The 20,566-nt window shown below is 70.6% G+C and carries 23 protein-coding genes and 1 tRNA gene; 7 read left to right on the plus strand and 17 right to left on the minus strand.

From position 1 onward, the window contains the following. Window positions 1-52: 52 nt before the first annotated feature. The 10 genes from ACFVQG_RS18385 to ACFVQG_RS18430 all read right to left on the minus strand — a co-directional run bounded on the left by ACFVQG_RS18385 (window position 53) and on the right by ACFVQG_RS18430 (window position 6,970). The gene (locus ACFVQG_RS18385; RefSeq protein ID WP_383383671.1) at window positions 53-571 is read right to left on the minus strand and encodes a hypothetical protein; all 519 of its coding nucleotides are present in this window, start codon (window positions 569-571) and stop codon (window positions 53-55) included. After that, window positions 568-2,037: a UvrD-helicase domain-containing protein gene (locus ACFVQG_RS18390; RefSeq protein WP_383383674.1), complete on the minus strand. Its 1,470-nt coding sequence runs from the start codon at window positions 2,035-2,037 to the stop codon at window positions 568-570. Before ACFVQG_RS18390 ends, ACFVQG_RS18385 begins: the two co-directional genes overlap by 4 nt. A 76-nt stretch (window positions 2,038-2,113) precedes the next feature. After that, window positions 2,114-3,457: an AAA family ATPase gene (locus tag ACFVQG_RS18395; RefSeq protein ID WP_383383677.1), complete on the minus strand. Its 1,344-nt coding sequence runs from the start codon at window positions 3,455-3,457 to the stop codon at window positions 2,114-2,116. Further along, window positions 3,454-3,753: a hypothetical protein gene (locus tag ACFVQG_RS18400; protein WP_383383680.1), complete on the minus strand. Its 300-nt coding sequence runs from the start codon at window positions 3,751-3,753 to the stop codon at window positions 3,454-3,456. The genes ACFVQG_RS18395 and ACFVQG_RS18400 overlap by 4 nt, the downstream gene beginning before the upstream one ends. Further along, window positions 3,750-4,613: a hypothetical protein gene (locus tag ACFVQG_RS18405; RefSeq protein WP_383383683.1), complete on the minus strand. Its 864-nt coding sequence runs from the start codon at window positions 4,611-4,613 to the stop codon at window positions 3,750-3,752. The genes ACFVQG_RS18400 and ACFVQG_RS18405 overlap by 4 nt, the downstream gene beginning before the upstream one ends. After that, window positions 4,610-5,008 carry a hypothetical protein gene (locus tag ACFVQG_RS18410; RefSeq protein WP_383383685.1) on the minus strand — a complete coding sequence of 133 codons (399 nt, stop codon included), beginning with the start codon at window positions 5,006-5,008 and terminating at the stop codon, window positions 4,610-4,612. The genes ACFVQG_RS18405 and ACFVQG_RS18410 overlap by 4 nt, the downstream gene beginning before the upstream one ends. Next, window positions 5,005-5,784 (minus strand): BN159_2729 family protein, encoded by a 780-nt coding sequence (locus ACFVQG_RS18415; protein WP_383383688.1) that lies wholly within the window; start codon window positions 5,782-5,784, stop codon window positions 5,005-5,007. Before ACFVQG_RS18415 ends, ACFVQG_RS18410 begins: the two co-directional genes overlap by 4 nt. Next, window positions 5,781-6,389 carry an RNA polymerase sigma factor gene (locus ACFVQG_RS18420; protein WP_383383690.1) on the minus strand — a complete coding sequence of 203 codons (609 nt, stop codon included), beginning with the start codon at window positions 6,387-6,389 and terminating at the stop codon, window positions 5,781-5,783. Before ACFVQG_RS18420 ends, ACFVQG_RS18415 begins: the two co-directional genes overlap by 4 nt. A gap of 78 nt (window positions 6,390-6,467) precedes the next feature. Beyond that, window positions 6,468-6,761, minus strand: coding sequence for a hypothetical protein (locus ACFVQG_RS18425; protein ID WP_383383693.1), 294 nt, complete (start codon window positions 6,759-6,761; stop codon window positions 6,468-6,470). Continuing rightward, window positions 6,758-6,970 (minus strand): helix-turn-helix domain-containing protein, encoded by a 213-nt coding sequence (locus ACFVQG_RS18430; RefSeq protein ID WP_383383696.1) that lies wholly within the window; start codon window positions 6,968-6,970, stop codon window positions 6,758-6,760. The genes ACFVQG_RS18425 and ACFVQG_RS18430 overlap by 4 nt, the downstream gene beginning before the upstream one ends. A gap of 202 nt (window positions 6,971-7,172) precedes the next feature. Here ACFVQG_RS18430 and ACFVQG_RS18435 point away from each other — a divergent pair, with 202 nt between their 5' ends. The 3 genes from ACFVQG_RS18435 to ACFVQG_RS18445 all read left to right on the plus strand — a co-directional run bounded on the left by ACFVQG_RS18435 (window position 7,173) and on the right by ACFVQG_RS18445 (window position 9,587). Further along, on the plus strand, window positions 7,173-7,679 hold the full coding sequence (locus ACFVQG_RS18435; protein WP_383383698.1) for a helix-turn-helix domain-containing protein: 507 nt from the start codon (window positions 7,173-7,175) through the stop codon (window positions 7,677-7,679). Window positions 7,680-7,779: 100 nt separating this feature from the next. After that, entirely contained in the window at window positions 7,780-8,202 is a 423-nt protein-coding gene (locus tag ACFVQG_RS18440) for a hypothetical protein (protein ID WP_383383701.1), read from the plus strand. Between the two features lie 32 nt (window positions 8,203-8,234). After that, window positions 8,235-9,587 (plus strand): hypothetical protein, encoded by a 1,353-nt coding sequence (locus ACFVQG_RS18445; protein WP_383383704.1) that lies wholly within the window; start codon window positions 8,235-8,237, stop codon window positions 9,585-9,587. Between the two features lie 86 nt (window positions 9,588-9,673). Here ACFVQG_RS18445 and ACFVQG_RS18450 read toward each other — a convergent pair. Beyond that, window positions 9,674-9,745: transfer RNA gene (locus ACFVQG_RS18450), tRNA-Val, on the minus strand. Window positions 9,746-9,930: 185 nt separating this feature from the next. On the opposite strand from ACFVQG_RS18450, the gene ACFVQG_RS18455 reads away from it, so the two are divergent. The 3 genes from ACFVQG_RS18455 to ACFVQG_RS18465 all read left to right on the plus strand — a co-directional run bounded on the left by ACFVQG_RS18455 (window position 9,931) and on the right by ACFVQG_RS18465 (window position 12,426). After that, the gene (locus ACFVQG_RS18455; RefSeq protein ID WP_383383707.1) at window positions 9,931-10,719 is read left to right on the plus strand and encodes a DUF4097 family beta strand repeat-containing protein; all 789 of its coding nucleotides are present in this window, start codon (window positions 9,931-9,933) and stop codon (window positions 10,717-10,719) included. 74 nt (window positions 10,720-10,793) lie between these two features. Beyond that, window positions 10,794-12,185 carry a hypothetical protein gene (locus tag ACFVQG_RS18460; RefSeq protein ID WP_383383710.1) on the plus strand — a complete coding sequence of 464 codons (1,392 nt, stop codon included), beginning with the start codon at window positions 10,794-10,796 and terminating at the stop codon, window positions 12,183-12,185. Window positions 12,186-12,204: 19 nt separating this feature from the next. Further along, a complete protein-coding gene (locus tag ACFVQG_RS18465) occupies window positions 12,205-12,426 on the plus strand; it encodes a zinc ribbon domain-containing protein (protein ID WP_383383713.1) in 222 nt (73 codons plus the stop codon). A gap of 23 nt (window positions 12,427-12,449) precedes the next feature. Here the strand turns inward: ACFVQG_RS18465 and ACFVQG_RS18470 are convergent, their stop codons facing one another. The 3 genes from ACFVQG_RS18470 to ACFVQG_RS18480 are packed head-to-tail and all read right to left on the minus strand — an operon-like array spanning window position 12,450 to window position 16,881. Then, entirely contained in the window at window positions 12,450-13,268 is an 819-nt protein-coding gene (locus ACFVQG_RS18470) for an HAD family hydrolase (RefSeq protein ID WP_383383716.1), read from the minus strand. Next, window positions 13,268-15,700: a phosphoribosyltransferase gene (locus ACFVQG_RS18475; RefSeq protein WP_383383719.1), complete on the minus strand. Its 2,433-nt coding sequence runs from the start codon at window positions 15,698-15,700 to the stop codon at window positions 13,268-13,270. The genes ACFVQG_RS18470 and ACFVQG_RS18475 overlap by 1 nt, the downstream gene beginning before the upstream one ends. A 17-nt stretch (window positions 15,701-15,717) precedes the next feature. Further along, a complete protein-coding gene (locus ACFVQG_RS18480) occupies window positions 15,718-16,881 on the minus strand; it encodes an HpcH/HpaI aldolase/citrate lyase family protein (protein ID WP_383383722.1) in 1,164 nt (387 codons plus the stop codon). Window positions 16,882-17,057: 176 nt separating this feature from the next. Between ACFVQG_RS18480 and ACFVQG_RS18485 the strand changes: the two genes are divergently transcribed. Next, a complete protein-coding gene (locus tag ACFVQG_RS18485; RefSeq protein WP_383383725.1) occupies window positions 17,058-17,840 on the plus strand; it encodes a TerD family protein in 783 nt (260 codons plus the stop codon). Between the two features lie 81 nt (window positions 17,841-17,921). Here the strand turns inward: ACFVQG_RS18485 and ACFVQG_RS18490 are convergent, their stop codons facing one another. From ACFVQG_RS18490 to ACFVQG_RS18500, 3 genes are all read right to left on the minus strand, one after another. Further along, on the minus strand, window positions 17,922-18,662 hold the full coding sequence (locus ACFVQG_RS18490; RefSeq protein ID WP_383383727.1) for a Tellurium resistance: 741 nt from the start codon (window positions 18,660-18,662) through the stop codon (window positions 17,922-17,924). Window positions 18,663-18,785: 123 nt separating this feature from the next. Next, window positions 18,786-19,931, minus strand: a complete 1,146-nt coding sequence (locus tag ACFVQG_RS18495; RefSeq protein ID WP_383383730.1) for a DUF475 domain-containing protein — start codon at window positions 19,929-19,931, stop codon at window positions 18,786-18,788. A gap of 58 nt (window positions 19,932-19,989) precedes the next feature. Continuing rightward, complete coding sequence (locus ACFVQG_RS18500; protein WP_383383733.1) at window positions 19,990-20,565, minus strand: TerD family protein; 576 nt, start codon at window positions 20,563-20,565, stop codon at window positions 19,990-19,992. Window position 20,566: the final 1 nt, after the last annotated feature.

Raw genomic sequence — 20,566 nt, forward strand, 5'->3', positions numbered from 1 at the left:
TCAAACGAAATGCCGCTGGTGGCGGGTACGTGACGGGGCGTCGCGACGGCCGTCACAGGGGCACTGCCTCGGGCAGTGGGGCGCCTACGTAGGTGCCGTGCTCGCGGTAGAAGCGGTCGGCCAGCTGCTTGGCGTCGCGGCACGGCTGGCACGCGTGCTCGCGGCGCCGGATGTGTCGCCGGTGGCCGCTCCTCGTCCCGCACAGAGGGCTGGGAGTGGGCTTCCGGCGGCGCTTCTTCCCGCGGTCGGGCCGGATGACGGTGGGCTCGATTCCCCCGGGGAACCAGTCACCGAGCGTCGCCGAGCTGGCACCTACGCGCGTCGAAATGATCGAGTAGGGAATCTTCCGGTCGAGCATGAGCCGGGCCGCGAACCACTTCTCGTCCCGCGTGAGCGTCCAGCCCTTGCGGAGCCCGTTGACGGCCAGCTCGACGGCGATCATGTCGAGCAGCACCAGGCCATCGGGAGTGGCGAGCCAGACGGTCGGCACAGGGAAGCTGCTGACGGGGATCCAGTCGCGCTGACGGCCGACCGGTACGCCGTGCTCGATGGCCCTGGGCTGGAGCCTCATTCACTCACCGCCGTCACGGTGGACACCCACGCCAGCGCCTGGTCGTCGAGCTTTTCCCGCGCCCGGGTCACCGCCACGTAGGCGAGACGGGCCTCCTCACGCGGCAGCACCACCAAGCCGGTCTGCTTGTCCGGCTTCGGCGCCCGGAAGTCGCCGTGGATGCGGACGGTCGGCCACTCACGGCCCTTGCTGCGGTGAGCGGTCGACACCACCAGCTCGGCCTGGTCCTCGGATACCAGGCCGTCGGCCGCCGAGACGATCCGCTGCGAGCCGTGCTCATCGATGAGCTTCACCAGGACCTTGAGGGAGCCGTCCTCCTCCTCCGCGTACTGGCGGACGTCGTCCCAGGAGACGAAGGCCATCAGCTCGGGGTGGTCGGTCGGGCGCCCACCCTGGAGGGCCTCGGCCGCCCAGGCGAGCTGCTTGATGGCGGAGCCGCCTCCGACCAGGGCGACCTTCCGGCCCTCAGCGAGGGCCTCCAGCACGATGCCCATGGCGCCGGCGTTGGTGCGGCACAGGATCGCGTCCGGTGCTCCCAGTTCGCCGACGGTGGACTCTGCGGCCTCCCAGCCGGTGAGCCGCAGTGGGCCGCCGACCAGGCGGAGCCACTCGTTCGCCCGGTCTGCGATGGCCTGGCCGAACCGGAACGACTGCGACAGCGTGAGCTCGGGGCAGTCGAGTTCGCGGACGAAGCCCGCCAGGGCGTCGTTGGCGCCGCGCCAGCTGTAGATCTGCTGGGCGGAGTCGCCGACGGCGATGCGCTGCGCGTGCTCCTGGGCGAGGAGTACGGCGGCCAGGACGTCGTTGGTGTCCTGGCCCTCGTCGAGGAGTACCACGTCCGTCGGGATACGGGGCTGCGACAGTGCCCACATCTTCAGGTAGTGGTCATGGGTGAGGCGCAGCACGGAGTCGTCGCTCTGGAGGTCTGCCCAGGCGGCCCGGGCAACGGGGAGGACGAGCTTGACGACCTCGCCGCGGGCCTTCTTCAGCCCGTCGAAGTGCGGCACATGCTGCTGGGTCAGCTCTGGGTCTGCGCTGTGGCAGAAGCGCTCGACGGTGTCGAGGGCGGCCCGCATGATGATCTTTGAGGTGAGCGGCTTCAGGCCCTGGCGGTCGGTCACGACCGATGGGGTCGCGCCGATGATGCCGAGGATGGAGCGGACGTCGAGGGCTTGCGCGGCTTGGTGTGCGGTCTGGCGGGGCCGCTGGAGGCGGGCGCCGTACCGCGGGTCGAAGGCGAGGCCGTGGCCGGTCTTCGCCGCGACGTTGGAAGGGAAGCTGCGGCGGGCGTCGGCGGCGATGGCGGAGTTGTAGGCGACGTACGTCATCCGGCGGCGCCGGTCGGAGCGGGCGATCATCTTGAGCGTGCTGGACTTGCCGCAGCCTGCGCCCGCCTGGAGGACCAGGTCCAGCCCGTCGCCGTACGCGGCGACCGCTTCGGCCTGCTCGTGGGTGGGGTTCACCACTGTGGTGCACCTCCTTTCAGGGGGGTGCGGGCCCGCCCCGGTGAGGGGTGGGGGCGGGCCCGCGGTCAGTGGTGAATCAGGCGGGCTGGTGGGCGTCCTGCTCGGCGAGTTCGCGGGCGGCGCTCTCCAGGCCGGTGAGCATGTCCGCGAAGTCGGCGGGTCCGGTCTGCCGGTCGCCGTAGTTGGTGAGCGTGTCGAGCAGGGTCTGTGCCTCGTCCTTGGTCAGGTCGTTCGCCGAGCCGATCTGGCGGCCGATGATCAGCGACGTCGCGTAGAGCCGGGCGGCCCGCGAGTCCTTGTCACCGAGGCCGACCTTGGCGAAGCAGGCGTGCATCATCCGCATCTGCGGGGCCGTGACGGGCGTCAGCCCCTGCTCCTCCGGCGGCGCCTGGCGTACGGCCGGGGCGGACCCCTCAGCGTCGGCCAGCGAGTGAGCCGACGGCCCGGTGTACTCCGGCGCGCTCGACTCCTCGGCGGGCCGCGCCGACGGGGTGCTCGTGACGTCCGTCGTGACGCCCGTCGTGACGGGCGGCTTGACGGCCTGCCCGTACTCCTTGATGACGGCCCCGAGCGTCGCGGGCTCGCCGGTCTTCGGGTGCAGCAGGTCGGCACCGAGGAGGTTGCGGGCCTTTGCCTGGCCGTGCAGCTCCAGCGCCCGGTCATACGTCAGGCCGTCGCGGACCAGTTCGTCCACGATGACCTGGACGGGGTCGACGCCCTGGCCGAGCTGCTCCAGGATCGCCTCGGCGAAGTCGGGGCCGGGGTGGTGGACCGACGCGCCGTCCAACGCGGAGTACCTGGTCTTGGTGACGGTGCCGGTGCCCGCGATCATGTCGATCACGACATCGACCTCGTACTCGGCTCCCTCGCGCTGGACGGTCTTGACGCCGACCTTCGTGACGTTCTTCCCCTCCATGGCGTAGTCGTTCTTCGTCCGCATGGTGACGATGACGTGGCCGGGAAAGTTCAGGAGGGCGTCGAGCATCTCCTGCTCCAGCTCGTTCACAGGCCCCCAGGCGGTGAACTTCCCGCCGTAGTTGCCAGCCTTCCTCGACTCCTCGTCGACTCGGGCGAGGAGACCGCCCTTGCCCGCCCAGAAGGCCGACCAGCTGTCGATGATGAGCACGGCAACACGCGCCTCGATGGCGGCCTTCACTGCACCGATGAGGTTCTCCGGGGAGCAGAACGCCATCGGCAGGTGCGCGAACTCGTGCGCCTCGATGTCCGGGCGGCCCGGGACCGGGGCGTACTTGAGGGCGGAGCCGCGCTCGGTGTCGACGACGCCGATCACGCCGCCCTGCGCCAGGGCCTTCGCCATGCGGAGGGCGGTCTTGGTCTTGCCGGAGCCGCCGGGGCCCTGGAGGGCGATCCGGGCCCGTGCGGTCTCGCGGGTCGCCGGGGCGAAGGTGAAGGTGGTCATGACGTGCTCCGGTCGTTGCGCTGGTTCGGGATGTTGGGGTGGGAGGGAGCGGCGGCGAGGTGCCGGAAGGCGTTGACGATCCGCATCGCGGCGCCGTACGTCTGCCGCTTCCTCCGGAAGGCCGTGTCGCTGTCGCCGTCGGCCCGGCGGTACTTGCCGTCGAGCTGCTTCTCGACGGCGTCCGCCAGCTCGGTGCCGGACTCCTTGCGGAGGTCGGCGAGCAGCTGCGCGGCCTCGCCGGGGCGGAGGGCCCGACCGGTGGTCAGCGCCTGGTAGGCGCGGCTGTACGCGCTCACTGGCCCTCACCCGGCCCGGTGACGTCGGTCCAGTCGCTGCCCCACTCGGCCTCGCTGTACCCGTAGGTGGTCCACCCGCTGCCGTCGACCTGGAGCCAACCGAGCGCTGTCCGCTCGCCGGTGGCGGGGTGGGTGGTGACGGTGCCGCAGTGGAAGCGCCAGGGCCCGTTCGCGTAGAGGTGACCGCTCACGAAGAAGGGAGTGGCGTCGGCCTCGCGGCTGCACTTCTCCTCTTGCTCGGCGGCCCGGGACCGCTCCGTCTGCGGAGCGAGCGGCTCCTCCTCGCGGAGCGCCTGCGTGGGGGCGAAGGTGTGCGTCAACCGGTCCGGGCGGGCCGGGCCCAAGTCGACCCAGCCGTCCGTCCATTCCTCCATGCGCTGCGCGGCGGACGCCCACGGCTGGCCGTCCCCGGGCTGCTCGAACCCGAACGCCCGCAACGAGTCCTTCGTGGGGTGCCGACCGATGCCCACGCACTCGAAGTTCGGCCGGTCCTCCGACGCTCGGAACGGCAGGTCTCGGGTGTATAGACGGCCCGGGCGGAAGAAGGTGAGGGTGGGCTTGTTCCCGGCCGGGACCGGCAAGGCTCCGTACTCGCGGACGGCGGTTGCCACGTCCCGGATCGCCTCGCCCACGTAGCGGGCCTCCACCCGGGCCCCGTACTCCGTCAGTTCCCGACGCGCCTCGAAGGCTCCCGGCGGGGCATAGGCGGAGCGGCCCGACTTCGCGAAGGCGTTGCGGATCGCGTGGACCACGGCGTCCGCGGACTGACCGGACCCGTACTCCCCGACGTCCTGCCACTGGCGCGGGTTGGCGCGGCAGAGCGCGGCGACGGCGACGTGGTCGACCATCTTGCGCTTCATGCGGTCTCACCACCCTCGGCGCCCGCCGCCGTCTCGCTCGGCTGGATACCGCGCTCGTAGCTGTGGAACTCGACCCGCACGCCGTTGGGCTGGCCCTCAACCTGATGGGCGCGGGTGATGGTGCCGCCGTCCTCGGGCATCTCGTACGTGTTCGTCTTGGCCCCGCGCATGGCGCGAGCCAGCTCGGCGGCGATCTGCTTGGCCCCGCGCATGGCGCGAGCCAGCTCGGCGGCGATCTGCGGAACGACCGCGGGGTCGGCGCCGTACTGCTCGTCGACGTAGATCCGTCCGTCGGGACGCAGCTCCCAGCGGATCGGCAACTTGTCGAGCGCGGGCCGCTTGGCGACCAGCATCGTCACGACAGCCGCCTGCATCGCGGCGGTGACCTTCCTCATGCCGGACCACCACCCTGACCGTTCGTCGCGACGGGCGCGCCCTGCGGTGACGGGGTGCCCGTGACGGCCGTCAGCGGGCCCCCCTGACGGGCGATGTTCGCCAGCGTGCACCGCTCCGGGCGGCCGTCCACCGACAGCAGCGGCATACCGTCCGCCGTCCGCATGCCCTGGTAGAACCAGACCTCACCGGACGCGTCCTGCTGCGGCAGCGCCAGGTCGTACACGATGCCCTCGACCTCGTAGGGCGCCTTCGCGACCTCCAGCGCGAGCTTCCGGGCCTCCGGCAGGTCGTACGCCAGGACCGAGACGCGGACCCCGTCACGGTGGCCCTCACCGGCGACCACGTACGGCAGCGGCGTCTCCCTGTCGTGCGCAATCCCGAAGTACCGCCGCCACTGCGCCCACTGGGACTGCTGGACAATGTGCAGCGAGACCAGGATCCGGTCGCCGTCCAGCTGGAGGTTCTGGAAGGCGGGGTGCTCGCCGACGTGGCGCTGGATGACGGCGGCGACGCGGCGGGCCCGCTCGCACGCCTGGTCCCAGGCGAGGGCCTGCGCCTCCAGCTCGGTGCGCTGCGGCAGCTCCTGGTGCGCCTGGTGCTCGCGCGGGGTGTCGTCGATCGGCGTGCGCGGCGGCACCATGCCGTACGACTTCTCCGGGTCGACCAGGAGGCCGACGACGTCCAGGGCGCGGACGATGGCGGCCGCGGGGTCACTCGCCGTGTCGCCGAGGGTCTCGCGGACGACGCGGACCGCGTGGGGGAAGTTCCGGTTCATGCCGCGGCTCCCTGCTGCTCGGCGAGCGCCCGACGCATGGTGTGCATCGCGCGGAAAGCGAGGGTCTTCACCGCGCCCTCGGCCTTGCCCAGGCGGGCCGCGACCTCGGGGACCGACAGACCGTCGATGTACCGCAGCCCGATGCACTCCCGCTGATACGGGTTGAGGCTGCGCATCGCGGCCATCACCGTCTCGGCGGCCTCCGCGATGTCCAGCTCCCGCATGGCGGACGCCTCCGCGGAGCGGTCGCGGGAGTCCCCGTCGAACATCTCGGCGACCGGCACCTCCAGGCGGGCCCTGGACGACTTCACGTAGTCGAGGTAGATGTTCCGGGCGATCACCGCGAGCCAGCCCGCGAAGCCAGCGCCGCGGGGGCCGGTGAACGTGTTCAGCTTCCGCAGGGCGCGGACGAACACGTCCTGGGTCAGGTCCTCGGCCAGCGCGCGGTCGCGAGTGCGGGTGTAGAGGTAGGCGAACACCTCGTGCCTGTGCTCGTTGTAGAGGGTGGCGAAGGCGTCGCGGTCACCCGCTGCGGCCTGGGCCACGAGGGCGGCCGTCGCGTGGCCTCCCGTGGGGTTGATCTTGGCGTTAGCCTTGGTAGACACAGCCAGATCCCTTCTCTCAGGTGGGTTTTGTGTTGTGGAGGGCCGTCCCGGGTCGCGTCCGGGGCGGCCCTCGTGGTGTCAGGCGGGCTTGGCGAACGGCTCGACGGCCGTGCGCTCGGCCTCGCGGCGGAGGTCCTCGGCGGTGAAGGTGATCCGGCCGCCGTCGAGGTGGTGGTGGATCTCGCGCCGGTAGCAGCGCTGCTTGAGCACGCGCACGCTGCGGTACGGCAGCAGCTGCTTCTCGACGACCTCCTCCGGCGTCCACCGGCGGAACTCGGTGCTCTCGTCGGCGGCCTGGCGCTGTGCGGCGCTGGCGGCCAGGAGGCGCTTCAGCTTGGAGTGGTGCCTGCGCGTGGCCTTCCTTCCGGTCACGGCTTCGTCTCCTTGAGTTCGAGCAGGTCAGGGGTGATGTCGAGCACGGTGGCGACCCGCTGGATGCGTTCGTCTGCCGTGGTTCGGATCTGGCCACGCTCCAGGCGGGACAGCCAGCCGCGATTGAGGCCGGTCTGCTGCTCCACCTGGCGAATGCTCAGATTCCGAGCAAGACGCCAAGCCCGAACTGCTTGTCCATGGGGTCTCACGCTTACGATCTAAGCGCACTCTGCCTACCGATGCAAGCACTCTGACTCACTAGATGCTTGCAATCCGAGCATCTAGCTGAGGTCAAGGCGTACAGACGGGGCACTTGATGCAACCGCACGCAGACAATGCACCCAATACACGCAGGTCAATAAGCCGAATCCGCCCTGCCCGCATGCAACCCAGTGGTGCATCATGGAGGCCATGGACCAGGACTTCGCACGCCTCGGTGAGCAGCTGAAGGCCGCCCGCCTGGCGAGACGACCGCGCGTCTCACAGACGGACGTGGCCGCAGCACTCGAAGTGGGCCGCAGCACCATCCAGAAGATGGAGAGCGCTGCGGTGGCCCAAGTCACCCGCTCCACCGTCCACGCCTACGCCCGGTGGCTCGGCTGGACAGACGACTCCGTAGACCGCGTCCTCGCCGGTGGCGAACCAGCCATGGCAGATGGCGGAAAACAGGCCCTGCGCCCCGTTCCAGCCCTCGGCCTCACACCCGATGTCGAGTACGAACTCCGCTCCGGAAGGGTCCTCGGAAGCCAGGTCTTCAACTTGGGCCCCGACGAGGAGGACGGGCAGATCATCGTGGTCCTACAAGGGAAAAAGGACGCTACGCCCGAGGAAGTGGAACGCATCGCCGCGCGCTACCGGCGCGCCCGTCGCCACCTCCAGGGCATCGCTGCCGAGACGGACGAGGTTGCAGAGTCCTAGGCGACTTTCCGCAGATCCATGGCGCAAAAGCGGGGTGTGTGGTTGCATTCACGGACCGTTACCGAGAGGGGGGCACCGCTCGGCGGATCGGGGATGCAGCATGGACCTGACTATCAAAGTGGAGCGTGTACGCGGCGCCTGGTTCGCACCGCACATGACCGACCACATCGACGAGGAAGTGGACCGGGCGACCGTCTTCTTCTTCTTTCACTGGGACGACATCACACCTGAAGGCGTCGTCGCGTTCGAGGACGTCTTCACACAGCAGGCCCTGCGGTGGAAGCCGCGGACACCAGAGGCACCGAGAGGGCAGAAGATCCCCATCTGGATGGAGCTTCGCTCGGACATGGAGCCCGGGTGCGCCATCGTCGTCGACGACCGGCCGGAGTACATCCGGTACGTCGTGCGCACCGGCCTCATCACAGAGCGGGCCGCTGACGCGATCACCCGCTCACAGTCCGAACGATCTCCGGACTGGGTGCGCATGCCCGCGCGCTACATGACACAGCTGCGGGCCGTCTGACCCGGCCGGAACTCCAGGCAGGGGACGAGACATTGGCGTACGCGGAGAAGGTCTACAAAGTCCGCAACGGGAAGAAGACCACCCAGTTCACCTGGCGTTGCAAGTACAAGGCGCCCCCCGGGCACAAGCCAGCGTGGCTGACGGAACCAGGCTTCCCAACGAAGAAGACGGCGGAGGAGTGGGGGGCCGAGCAGGAGGCGGCGATCCGGGCCGGCACCTGGATCGACCCGCAGAAGCTGAACACGCCCTTCGGCAAGTGGGTGGAGATCTGGAAGACGGCGAACCGACGGCGGCCTCGGACCCAGTCGAGCCGGGCGTACCTGTTGGACAAGCTGCTGCTGCCCAAGTGGGAGTACACCGCGCTGAAGGACGTGAACAACGTCTTCGCGGTCCAGGCCTGGGCAACCGAGGTATCGAAGCCGCACGGCCCGCACGACCCGGACACGGTGGCCCAGGCGCGGAGTCTGCTCTCGAGCATCCTCTCGGGGGCGGAGGACGCCGGGTACATCCACACCAACAAGCTCTTCGGTCGGCGCATCCTCGCGGGTGTGGACCACGTAGACGAGGGCGAGGAGGAGGTGTGGGCGCAGCCTGAGGACGCCCAGCGCCTGCATCAGCGCTTCGGTGGTGTCCAGGGGCTGATGGTGCTCACCGACTGCTACCTCGGCTTCCGGTGGGGCGAGCTGGTCGGCCTCCACAAGGACAACTGCTTGCTGAAACGAATCGACAAGATCGACGGTCGGCCTGTCGTCCGGCACGTGATCCGGGTCGACCCCAAGGTGGGGGCGCTGCATGAGGATCCGATCGAGCTGGACGAGGCCGGTCTCGCGGCGTGGCACCAGGCGGAGGACGCCCGGCTGGAGAAGTGCCGGGCGAAGGGGTGGAAGGCGAACCGGCGGAAGCCGCCGAAGTCGCGGCTGGAGGTCTACCTGGGGCCGCCGAAGAACAAGTACAGCGCCAGGGAGGTCGATGTGCCCGAGTTCCTGGTCCGGTTGCTCGACACGCACATCGAGGCGTGGCCGTACGACCATCCCTTCACCACGCCCTCCGGGTCGTTCTGGCTGCGGGGGAACTTCAGCCGGGAGCTGCGGCCGGTGGCGGACGGGCGGGATGCGATCCCCCGGAAGCGCGGGTATGCGGGCCGGGAGGGGTGGGAGCCGATCCTGACGGGGTTCACGATGCGCGGGGCGCGGCACACCGCGGACACGTGGATGAAGGAGGACCGGGTCGACCGCGCGCTGCGGTTCGCGACGATGGGGTGGGTGCCGAAGGACATCGAGGGGACCTACGAGCACATCACCCCGGAGATGCGTCGGCATCGGCTGGACGCGTTGACCGCGCGCTGGCGGCGGGGACGGCGAGTGACGCTCCGGAGCGTGGCGTGAGGGCGCTCGGAAGCTGATCTCCCAAATATCGCCTAAATGATCTACAGAGGCCCCCCGCGGATCACGCGGAGGGCCTCTGACCTGTGTGGGCGCGGACGGTTTCGAACCGCCGACATCCTGCTTGTAAGGCAGGCGCTCTACCCCTGAGCTACGCACCCGAGAACGAGTCGACAGCCTACCTTGCCCGGGGCACTGTCCCGCAAACCCGTAGGCGGACCTGGGGATAACCCCACCCCGGATCCGGGAGCGGCCCGGATGCCTCCGGGGGCGTCGGGTCCATACGGTCGGAGTACTGCGTCGGGGGTACCGCGCAGGTCGTCCAGGTGATCAGGGGGAAGTCCTCATGTCCAGCTCTCGCCCGCCCCGTACCGCCGTCCCCGTACGCGCGGCCGCCGTCGCGGGGGCCGTAGCGGTCCTGCTGGCGGGCGCGACCGCCTGTGGGGCGTCCGCCGAGGACGACAGCGAGCCCGAGCGGCGCAGCTTCGCCGTCGAGGGGCGTACGCTCACCGTCGATTCCGACGACTCGGCGCTGGAGATCATCGCCGCGGACGGGAATCCGGCGGGGGAGATCACGGTCACCCGGTGGTTCCAGGGGTCGGTGGTGGTCGGGTCCGACCCGGAGGTGTCCTGGTCCATGTCCGGCGACCGGCTGAAGCTGCGGATGAACTGCACCGGCGTGGTCGCGGACTGCGCGGCCAAGCACCGGATAGAGGTGCCGCGCGGGATCACCGTCAAGGTCGAGGACGGCGACGGCAGTGTGCGGGCGCGGGGCTTCCAGGACGCGCTGGACATTCGGACCGGCGACGGGTCCGTGCACGTCACCGACTCCACCGGCCCGCTGAGGCTGCGCACCGGCGACGGCTCGGCCCGCGCCGACGTCACCTCGCGCGAGGTGCGCGCACACACCGGCGACGGCTCGGTGCACCTCACCCTGGGCGCCGTACCGGATCTGGTCGAGTCCCGCACCGGGGACGGTTCCGTCACCATCTCGCTGCCCGAGGCCACGTACCGGGTGAGCACCCGGACCGGCGACGGCGCGGTGGATGTGTCGGTGCCGCGGGACGAGACCAGCGCCCATGTGGTCAGCGCACACACCGGCGACGGAAAAGTCACGGTCCGAACCGCGAACTGACCGGCCCGTGTGTTCGTCCCTAACCGGTGGGAGAATGACACCGGGCAGGGCGAATCACAGCACGGGAGAGGGATGTGACGGCGACACCAGCACAGCCGTACTCGCCGTCGGGGCCGCGCGTGCGCCGCTCCCGGACCCCCGGTCCGCTCGGGGACCTCCTCGTCCTCGCCGCCCTGCCACTGGTCGCCGTACTCGCCCTGCCCGCCTCGTTCACCGGCGGCGGCACCCGGCGCTGGTTCGGCGGTCGGGCCGAGAGCCAGCGGGCCGAGGCCCAGGCCGCGAAGGACGCCGCCGCCGCGGCGTTCTACGAACTCGACACCGCCCAGCGCGACCTGCGCATCTCCATCGAGACGATCACGGCCGTCGACGACTCACCGGCCGCCCGGCGCGCCACCGCCGACTTCGCCGCGCTCGGGCAGCGCATCGACGAGGCCAGCCACCGCTATATCGAGGCCGTCGACTCCCACGACCTCGACCGTGACGACCTGGAGGCCTCCGCCGCCACCCGCGCCCGCACCCAACTGACCACGGCCAAGGAGGAGCTGGAGCGGGTCAAGAAGGACCTGGACCGGTTCGCGGACGGTCTCGGTCCGCTGCTCGGCAAGGCCGAGACCCAGCTCGCCCGCCTCGCCCCGGCCGTCGAACGCGCCCGGCAGTCCCTGCTCGCCGCCTCCAACGCCCTGGACGCGGTACGGCAGTCGGGGCTGGCCGCGGACGACCTCGCCGCCCGGCTGGCCGCCCTCGGCCCCGAGCTGACCCGGCTGAACCAGGGCGCGGGTCAGCACGGCGTACCGCAGACCCTGGAGCGTGCCGAGCGCGTCGCCCGGGAGGCCGAGGCGATCCGGGCCGAGGCCCAGCGGCTGCCGGAGCGCGCCGCCGAGATCGACCACCGGCTGGTCTCCCTGCGCACCCGCGCCGAGGCGCTCACCACCCGCGCCGGGCAGGTGGAGCCGGTGCTGAGCGAGCTGCGGCGCCGGTTCACCGTCGCCTGCTGGCAGGACCTCCAGCACGTCCCCGAGCAGGCCACCGAGACGGTACGGCAGGCCGAGGGCAAGCTCGCCGAGGCGCGGGCCGCGCGGGACGCCCAGCGCTGGCCGGACGCCACCGCCCTGCTGTCCACCGCGCGGGCCCTGCTCAACAACACCGACGAGGCCGTGTCCGCCGCCGGTGACCGCCTGCGCCGCCTGAACGCCGTCCAGAAGGACCCCCAGCAGGAGATCGACCGCACCCGTTTCGCCATCCGCGACGCCCAGCGGCTCGCCATGGCCGGACGCAACACCCCCGACCCCCGCCACGCCCGCCCCCTCGACGACTCCGTGGCCCGCCTCGAACGCGCGATCGCCTCCCTGGAGGGCCGCCACCCCGACTACTGGCACTTCCTCACCGAGACGGAGGCGGTACGGCAGACGGTGGCGGGCGTCGTCGGCCGGATCCGCGAGGAACGCGGCACTACGACGGGGCACTGACGCCGGTTAACCTGTGCCCATGCCTCGCTACGAGTACCGCTGCCGTACCTGCGGCGACACCTTCGAACTGAGCCGCCCGATGGCCGACTCCTCGGCCCCGGCCGACTGCCCCGCCGGTCACGACGACACGGTCAAGCTGCTGTCGACGGTCGCGGTCGGCGGCACGGCCTCCGCACCGCGCACCAGCGGCGCGGGCGGTGGCGGCGGCGGAGGGTGCTGCGGCGGGGGATGCTGCGGCTGAGCCCTCCCCCGCCGACAGGATGCTCAGGTCAGCGCACCCTCCCGCGCCACCCGCAGGAACTCCCGAAGAATCCGCTCCCCCGCCAGCACCCCCCGCTCCGGCAGCGCACTGATCGTCGGCGCGGTCCACCCCGCGTCCGCCAGCTCGCCGTGCCCCGGGCGCCAGCCCCGGTCGGCGGCGAGGAGCAGGTCGGCGTCCAGGAGGGAGTCACCGGCGGCCAGCGAGAGGTCGGCGCCCGTGCGGCGGGCGACCTCGCGCATGGCCGCGCTCTTGGTCAACGGCTTCGGGACGGCGTAGAGCTTGCGGCCCTGGAGGGAGACCGTCCAGCCGCGGTTCTCCGCCCACACGGCCAGTTCCTTGACCCAGTCCTCCGGCAGCAGCTCCCGCTCGACGACCAGGTAGACGAAGAGGTCCTCCGCGACCCGGTGCTTGCGCAGCCACGCCGGGTCGGCCGTGGCGTACAGGTGCTCCCGCACCTCGGCGAGGGGCGCGCACTCGTCGGCGAGCCGGGCGGTGACCTGCCGGTGCCAGTCGGCGTCGGACACCCCGTCGACCAGCAGATGCCCGCCGTTGGCGCAGATCGCGTACCGGGACGCGGGACCGGGCAGGTTGATCCGCTCGTACTGCTTACGCGTCCGGGTGGTCGTCGGCACGAAGACCGCCGCGTCCCCCAGCTCACTCAGCAGCCCGGCCGCCGTCTCCGTCAGATACGACAGCGGCCTGCTCTCGTGCACCTCGACGCAGAGCAGCCGGGGCGCCCGCGCGTCCGGCATGGTCAGCGCGAGGGCCGCCGAGGAGTAGATGAGCGTACGGTCCAGGTCGCTCGCCACCAGTACCGGCATCAGACCGTCACCGCCTTGCCGTCGGCGCCGGTCGCGCCCCGGGTGTACTTGGGGTGGATCAGACCGACGCAGGTGTACGGCAGTTCGGCGACCTCCTCCACGACCACCCCCCGCTGCTCGGCGAGCAGCCGGACATGGTCCAGGTCGGCCCCCGCCCCCTCGCGCGCCAGGATCTTCCAGGGCACCCGGCGCAGCAGCACCCGGGTGGTCTCGCCGACGCCCGGCTTGACGAGGTTCACGTCATGGATGCCGTACTCCTCGCTGATCCGCTCCACGGCCGCCCAGCCCTCCCAGGTGGGGCTGCGGTCGGCGGCCAGCAGCTCCTTGACGGCCGAGTCGACCGCGTCCTCCACCTCGCCGAAGCGGGCGGCTACGGCGGTCAGGAAGTCGCCCGACACATCGGCCCCGGCGAGTTCGCGGTAGAACTTCGCGCCGTGGAAGTCGTCGGGGCCCACCAGGTCGGCCCGCAGCACGGTGCGGGATATCAGCCCGGAGACGGTGGAGTTGAGGCAGGCGGACGGGATGAGGAAGTCCTCCCGGGTCCCGTACGTCCGTACGCACGACCCCGGGTCGGCGAGCACGGCGATCTCGGGATCGAACCCGCGCACGCCCTCCCGCTCCTCGAACTCCCGCAGGGCCTCGGCGAGTTCCCGGGTGATGGCGCCCTTGCCGGTCCAGCCGTCGACGAAGACGACGTCGGCGGGGTCGTGCCGCTCGGCCAGCCAGCGCAGCGCGTTGGCGTCGATGCCGCGCCCGCGCACGATCGACACGGCGTAGTGGGGCAGTTCGAGACCGTGCCGGTGCTGGGCCCAGCGGCGCATCAGCACCCCGACCGGCGTGCCCGCGCGGGCCAGCGACACCAGCACGGGCCGCGGCGACCGCTCGGCGAGCACGGTCTCGGTGACCACGCCGACGGCGTGGGCGAGCCGGGCCGCGGAGGCGTCCAGGGCGGTGTGGAACAGCTGCTGGTACTGCTCGCTGGGCTGGTACTCCACCGGCAGCGACTCGGCGTAGTGCGCGCCCCCGCTCTGGATGGCCTCCTCGCGCTCCTCGGTCGGCGCCTCCAGCGTGACGTCCGACAGGTCCTGGAGCAGCCAGCCCACCTCCTCCGGCGCGTACGAGGAGAAGGCGGGGCCGCGAAGGGGCTCGGAGAGCATGGTGGGCCTTTCAGGGACGTACGAGGGCACGACCGCGAGCAGGACGGACGGGGTGTGCGCCGCGAGCTGGTCCAGCAGCCCCCCGGCGGCACGCAGTTCGGGCGTGTCGGCGACGGAGTCCACCACGGCCACCACGGCGTCGAAGCCACCGCCCGCGACGTTGTAGGCGTAGCGCTCGCCGGGCCCGTCGGCCGGGGCGTCGTGCGCGGGGAAGACCAGGCGGCTGCGGATGGCGTATCCGGGGTCGTCGACGGCGAGGACGGGTGACCGGGTCGTGGTGGAGAACCGTATGTCCACCCCCTCGGCCGCCTGCTCCAGCTCGCGTGCCAGCCGCAGCGGGGCGTACATCAGCTCCTCGCAGCCCAGCACCAGCACCCGGCGCGCCCCGTCCGGCAGCGCCTCGGCGAGCCGCGCCCCGAGGGCGGGCAGCGCGTGCTCGAGCCGCCGCCGGTGCGCGGGCGTGAACCCGTGCCGCCCGCCGTCGGGCACCCCGCCGGGCCAGCGCAGCTCGACCCGCCGCACCTCTCCCCGCGCGCCATCGGGCAGCGTCACACCACGCCCCTCATGGGCATCGACGAGCGCCCGGCCCTTCTCCAGGACGCCGTCGGGAAGCCGTACGGTCCCCCGCGCGGCGGCGACCAGCTCCACCGAGGCGCCGATCTCCCGCCCGAAGGCGGCCAGCCGTTCCTGGTCCCCCGCCGACCGCATGTCGACCAGCGCGACCACGACGTACCGCTGCCGTGGATAGCGCTCGTGCAGGGCCCGAACGGTGTTGAGGACGGTGTTGCCGGTGGAGAACTCGTCGTCGACGAGGACGAGCGGGCCGTCCCCGGCGAGGAAGGCCGGGTCCTCGGGCAGCAGCAGATGGGAGGTGGCGTGTGAGTGGGACTCCTCGAACCCCCCGGCCGGGACGACCCCGCGCACGGGCCGCCGCGTGGAGTGCAGGTAGGGCACGTCCCCGATCCCGTCGGCGACCGCGTGGCCGAGACCGGTGGCGGTCTCGGCGTACCCGACCACCACGGCGCCGGGCACGGCGTCCCCCAACAGCTCCCGCACCCGGCGCCCGAGGGCGAACCCGGCGCCGTACACCACGGAAGGGGCCTGCGGTACGTGCTTGCCGAGCACGTTGGACACCAGCAGATGGGCGCGCTTGGGGTTGCGGCGCAGGGCCAGTCCCAGCAGGTCACGCAACTGACCGTCGCCGACGAGTTCGACGCCGAGCCGCTCGGCGACCCACGTACCCGACCAGACCCCGTTGTTCACTGCGTTCGTCATCCGTCCCTTGTCATGGCTCACCCGGGGATGCCCGCGGCGAGCAGCTCCACGAATCCGATGTCCTCATTGGCCACGCCGAACACCTCGGCGCGCAGCATGGTCCGCTCGGCCCAGGCGCGATGCGGCTTCACTTCGTTCATCTTGTTCGTGTACGCCGACCTGAGCACGCCCCCGCCGCCGCGCTCGGGGCGCAGGATGTCCTGGGCGTCGCTGTACTCCTCGCGGCTGACCACGGACAACGCGTGCACGGGCGGCACGTGCGAGGGGTGGATACAGGTCTTGCCGAGCAGTCCATTGGCCTGATCGAGGGTGATCTCGCGGAGCAGCCCGTCCATGCTGTGCTCGATCAGCGCGGCCCGCAGTTCGTCGGCCTGCCCCTCCAGGAAGGGGCTGCGCCGCAGCTGGGGCTTGAACATGCGTTCCTGCACCCGGAAGTACTCCCACACGGGCCCGGTGACGGTGAACCCGGTCCCGTCGGCCCGCCCGAGCATGTTCACCACATCCGAGATGACGGAGGCGACGATCTGTACGTCGTACGCCGTCATGTCCGGCGCCCGGCGCAGTCCGTACGACGAGCAGAAGTCGGTCACCCCGAGCCGCAGCGCGAGCACCCGGTCCCGGAACTTGTCGATCGCACGGTAGATGCCCTCCAGGGTCTCCACCCGGGACTCCCGGTAGAGCAGCTCGGGCGACTCCAGCACCGGCATGGCGAACAACCGCCGTCCGGTCTCGGCCTCGGCGACCTGAAGGGCCTCCAGGAACGGAATCCCCCGCTCCTCGGTGAACTTGGGCAGGACGAACCCGGACAGCAGCCGCACATCGTCCCCGAGCCGCCGCGCGAGATCGGGGATCTGCTCGGCGGCCCGGACGCGAATGAACAGCAGCGGCGGCTCGGCCTCCGCCCTCCCCAGCTCGGCGAACTGGCGTACGAGGTTCTCCTCGGCGTCGGGGACCTCCGCGTCGTCGATCGAGTCCTCCAGGCACAGCACCATCGAGACCACGCCCCGCCCGGCCTGCTTGACCACGTCGTCGGCGAGCCGGGGGCGGATCGCCGGACTGTAGAGCGTGGCCCCCAGGGCGGCGGCGAGCAGACGGGCCGGAGAGTCCGCGGTGAACGTGCACGGCTCCCGATGGAACAACCGGTTCCGCACCTCAGGGGCGATGTGCCCGAAATGACGCATATGACTCCCCTGTGATGGCTGTGTGACCCTGTGGACTGTCCAAGGGTGGCCGGTAATAGTACGTAGCAATCCATGTCGAAGGTTCCCGTAGGGCATGAATTCCAGGTAACGCAGGTAAGCACACGGTGCGCAGCCCCGCGTTGTCGTGAGCAGGACCGAGAGGGCAGGATGACCGCATGACGCACGCGATGCTGAAGGGGTCGAACGTCCCGCTGGAAGCCACCACGGTGCGCGCCGTGCTGCGCTGGACACCCGGGCAGGGGGTACCGGACGTCGACGCCTCCGCCCTGCTCCTGGGGCCGGAGGACCGTGTGCGCTCCGACGAGGATTTCGTCTTCTACAACCAGCCCCGGCACCCCTCCGGGAAGGTCTGGCGGCTGGGCAAGAAGCGGGTCGCCGAATGCCTGACCGATACGATCCAGACAGATCTCACCGGGGTCGAGCCCAGCGTCGGCCGCATCCTGCTGGTCGCCTCCGCGGACGGGGTGACCTTCGACCGGGTACGGGATCTGCGCATCCTCCTCCATGACGCCGCGGACGCCGACGGGGAGCCTCTGGCGACGTTCGACGTCACGCCGGAGACCGGTGAGGAGACGGCGCTGATCTGCGGTGAGCTGTACCGGCGGGGTGACTCCTGGAAGTTCCGGGCGCTCGGTGAGGGCTACTCCAACGGCCTCAAGGGCCTGGCCACGGACTTCGGCATCTCGGTCGACGAGTCCGAATCCGCCCACCCCGCCGAGCCCGTGCCGGAGGTGTCCGTCCCGCTGCCTCCCGAACAGCCGACGGCGATCACCCCGGCCCCACCGACCTACGGTTACCCCCAACCGGCGACGACAGCCCAACCGGCGTACGGCTACCCGCAGCCCGCGTACGGCTATCCGCCGCCCCCGCCGGTCCCTCCGGGGCCGGACCCCGACTTCCGGCTGCCGCCGCAGGGGCCGCAGTTCATCGGGCGCTGACGTCCGGGTGGGCCGGGGGTGGGTCGCGCGGCCCGGCGCCGACGGGGTGCCGCCGCGCCCACCCCCGACGCAGGCGCACCCTCAGCGCTGGGCCTTCGTCTTGTAGCCCCGCCCCCACTGCAGTCCCCACCCGTACAACCTGTCCAGCTCCCCCTGGAACCCGTAGACGAACTTCACTTCCCGCCGCACCAGGATCTCCCCCTTCACGTTCTCGATCATCACCACCGCACAGGACCGCGCCTGGGGATGCCGCTCGTCCAGGTGGATCTCGATCCGGGGCCCGTTGCTCGGGTACAGCGTCACCACCGCCTGGGTGCGGTCGAACGCCGGTGTCTGGTCGTAGATGTAGGCGAAGACCAGCAGCCGCTTGATCGCGTCCCGGTGGTCCAGATTGACGTAGATCGTCTCCCCGGACGCCGACCCGAACCGGTCGTCCCCGCTCAGCTTGACGTACGGCGGCGCGTTCACGTCACCGAGGAAGCCGCCCAGCGGCTGCACGACGCCCTTGGTGCCGTCCTGAAGCTCGTACAGGCACCCCAGGTCGAGGTCGACGTTCACCATCGACTGGCTGTGCCCCACCACCTCCGGCGGCTTCAGCGCCTTGAAGGGGTGCCGCAGCAGACTCTCCCGCTGCGGCCCGCCGAAGTCGGACGTCCGCATCCGCCAGTTCAGATTGATCCGCAGATGCCCCGTCGCGGCGTCCTGCTTCGTCAGCGACACCTGACCGTGCCGTTTCGTCAACTCGATCGCGTTCGACGACGCGCTCCCCGAGTCGAACTGATCCGCCCGCCCCCGCCACAGCAACCCGTCCAACAGCCCCATGACCCTGACCGTCCCCACCCACGACTCGACACCCGACCCGACACCCGGCAGACAACGGGGCGGCGCCGAGGACCCGTCCTCCACGCCGCCCCATTCAGAAGCGTTCCCGTACTGGCAGGAACGTCACACCCCGGAAGAGACCTCAGCCTTCTCGTCCGACCCCGCCGCTTTTCCCTCCGCAGCCGCCAGCGCCTTGTTGCGCCGCACGGAGGACCAGAAGGACGCGGCGATCAGGAAGACGCCGACGAGGCCGGTGATGACCTCATGGATCTCGTACTGGATCGTCACCAGCAGGATGACCGCCAGCGCGCCGATCGCGTAGTGCGCGCCGTGCTCCAGGTAGACGTAGTCGTCCAGCGTGCCCTGGCGGACCAGGTACACGGTCAGCGACCGGACGTACATCGCGCCGATGCCCAGGCCCAGCGCCATCAGCACGATGTCGTTGGTGATGGCGAACGCGCCGATGACGCCGTCGAAGGAGAAGGACGCGTCCAGCACCTCGAGGTAGAGGAACATGAAGAACGCGGCCTTGCCGGCCAGCAGGATCGCGGGCTTCTGCTTGCCCGCGCGCCTCGCCTCTTCCTCCTCCTCGTGCTCGCGTTCCTCCTCTTCCTCCAGCTTCTCCTCGAAGTAGCCGGAGAGGCCGCCCACGATCATGTAGGTGATGAGACCGGCGATACCGGAGAGCAGGACCGTCTCCGCCTTGTCGGCGGGCCCGGCGTGCAGATGCGCGTGCGTCGCGAAGGTCATCGAGGTGATCAGCAGGACGATCAGCGCGATGCAGACCGACAGCATGTCGACCTTGCCCAGCTTGGCCAGCGGCCGCTCCAGCCAGCCCAGCCACTTGATGTCCCGGTCCTCGAAGATGAAGTCGAGGAAGATCATCAGCAGGAACATGCCACCGAACGCGGCGATCGCCGGATGCGCGTCCGTCACCAGTTCCTGGTAGCGGTCCTTGTCGGTCAGCGCGAGGTCGACCGCCTCGATCGGCCCCATCTGGGCGCTGACGGCCACGATGACGACGGGAAAGACCAGGCGCATGCCGAAGACGGCGATCAGAATGCCGATCGTGAGGAAGATCTTCTGCCAGAAGGCATTCATCTTCTTCAGGATTCCGGCGTTGACCACCGCGTTGTCGAAGGACAGCGAGATCTCAAGGATGGAGAGGATCGCCACGATGCCGAAGGCGGTCCACCCCCCGTAGAAGACCGCCGCGACGAGGCCGAGCGCGGTGACCGCGAACGACCAGCCGAAGGTTTTCAGAACCACTGGCTACCCAATCCCTTGTGTACGGGGTGTACGGGTCTCCCCCGCGCCGTACCCGGCTTTACGAAACATTGACCCCGAAGTCTAGAGCGATGCCCCGCAGCCCTGACGCGTACCCCTGTCCCACGGCCCGGAACTTCCATTCCCCCTGGTAGCGATAGACCTCGCCGAAGATCATGGCGGTTTCGGTGGAAGCGTCCTCGCTGAGGTCGTAGCGCGCCAGTTCCTGGCCGTCCGCCTGGTTGACCACGCGGATGAAGGCGTTGCTGACCTGCCCGAAGGTCTGGCCACGCTCGTCTGCCATATGGATCGAGACCGGAAAAACGATCTTGTCGCAGTGGGCGGGCACCTTGGACAGGTCGATCAGGATCGACTCGTCGTCACCCTCGCCCTCACCGGTGAGATTGTCACCGGTGTGCTCCACCGAGCCGTCCGGGCTCTTGAGCTGGTTGTAGAAGATGAACCACTCGTCGCCGAGTACCCGCCCGCTGTCGAGCACCAGCGCGCTGGCGTCGAGGTCGAAGGGGGCTCCGGTGGTGGAGCGCGCGTCCCAGCCGAGTCCGATCATCACCTGGGTGAGATTCGGCGCGGCCTTGGACAGGGAGACATTGCCTCCCTTGGCGAGCGTGACGCCCATG

It is taken from the genome of Streptomyces sp. NPDC057877 (assembly GCF_042796855.1).
Lineage (GTDB): Bacteria > Actinomycetota > Actinomycetes > Streptomycetales > Streptomycetaceae > Streptomyces.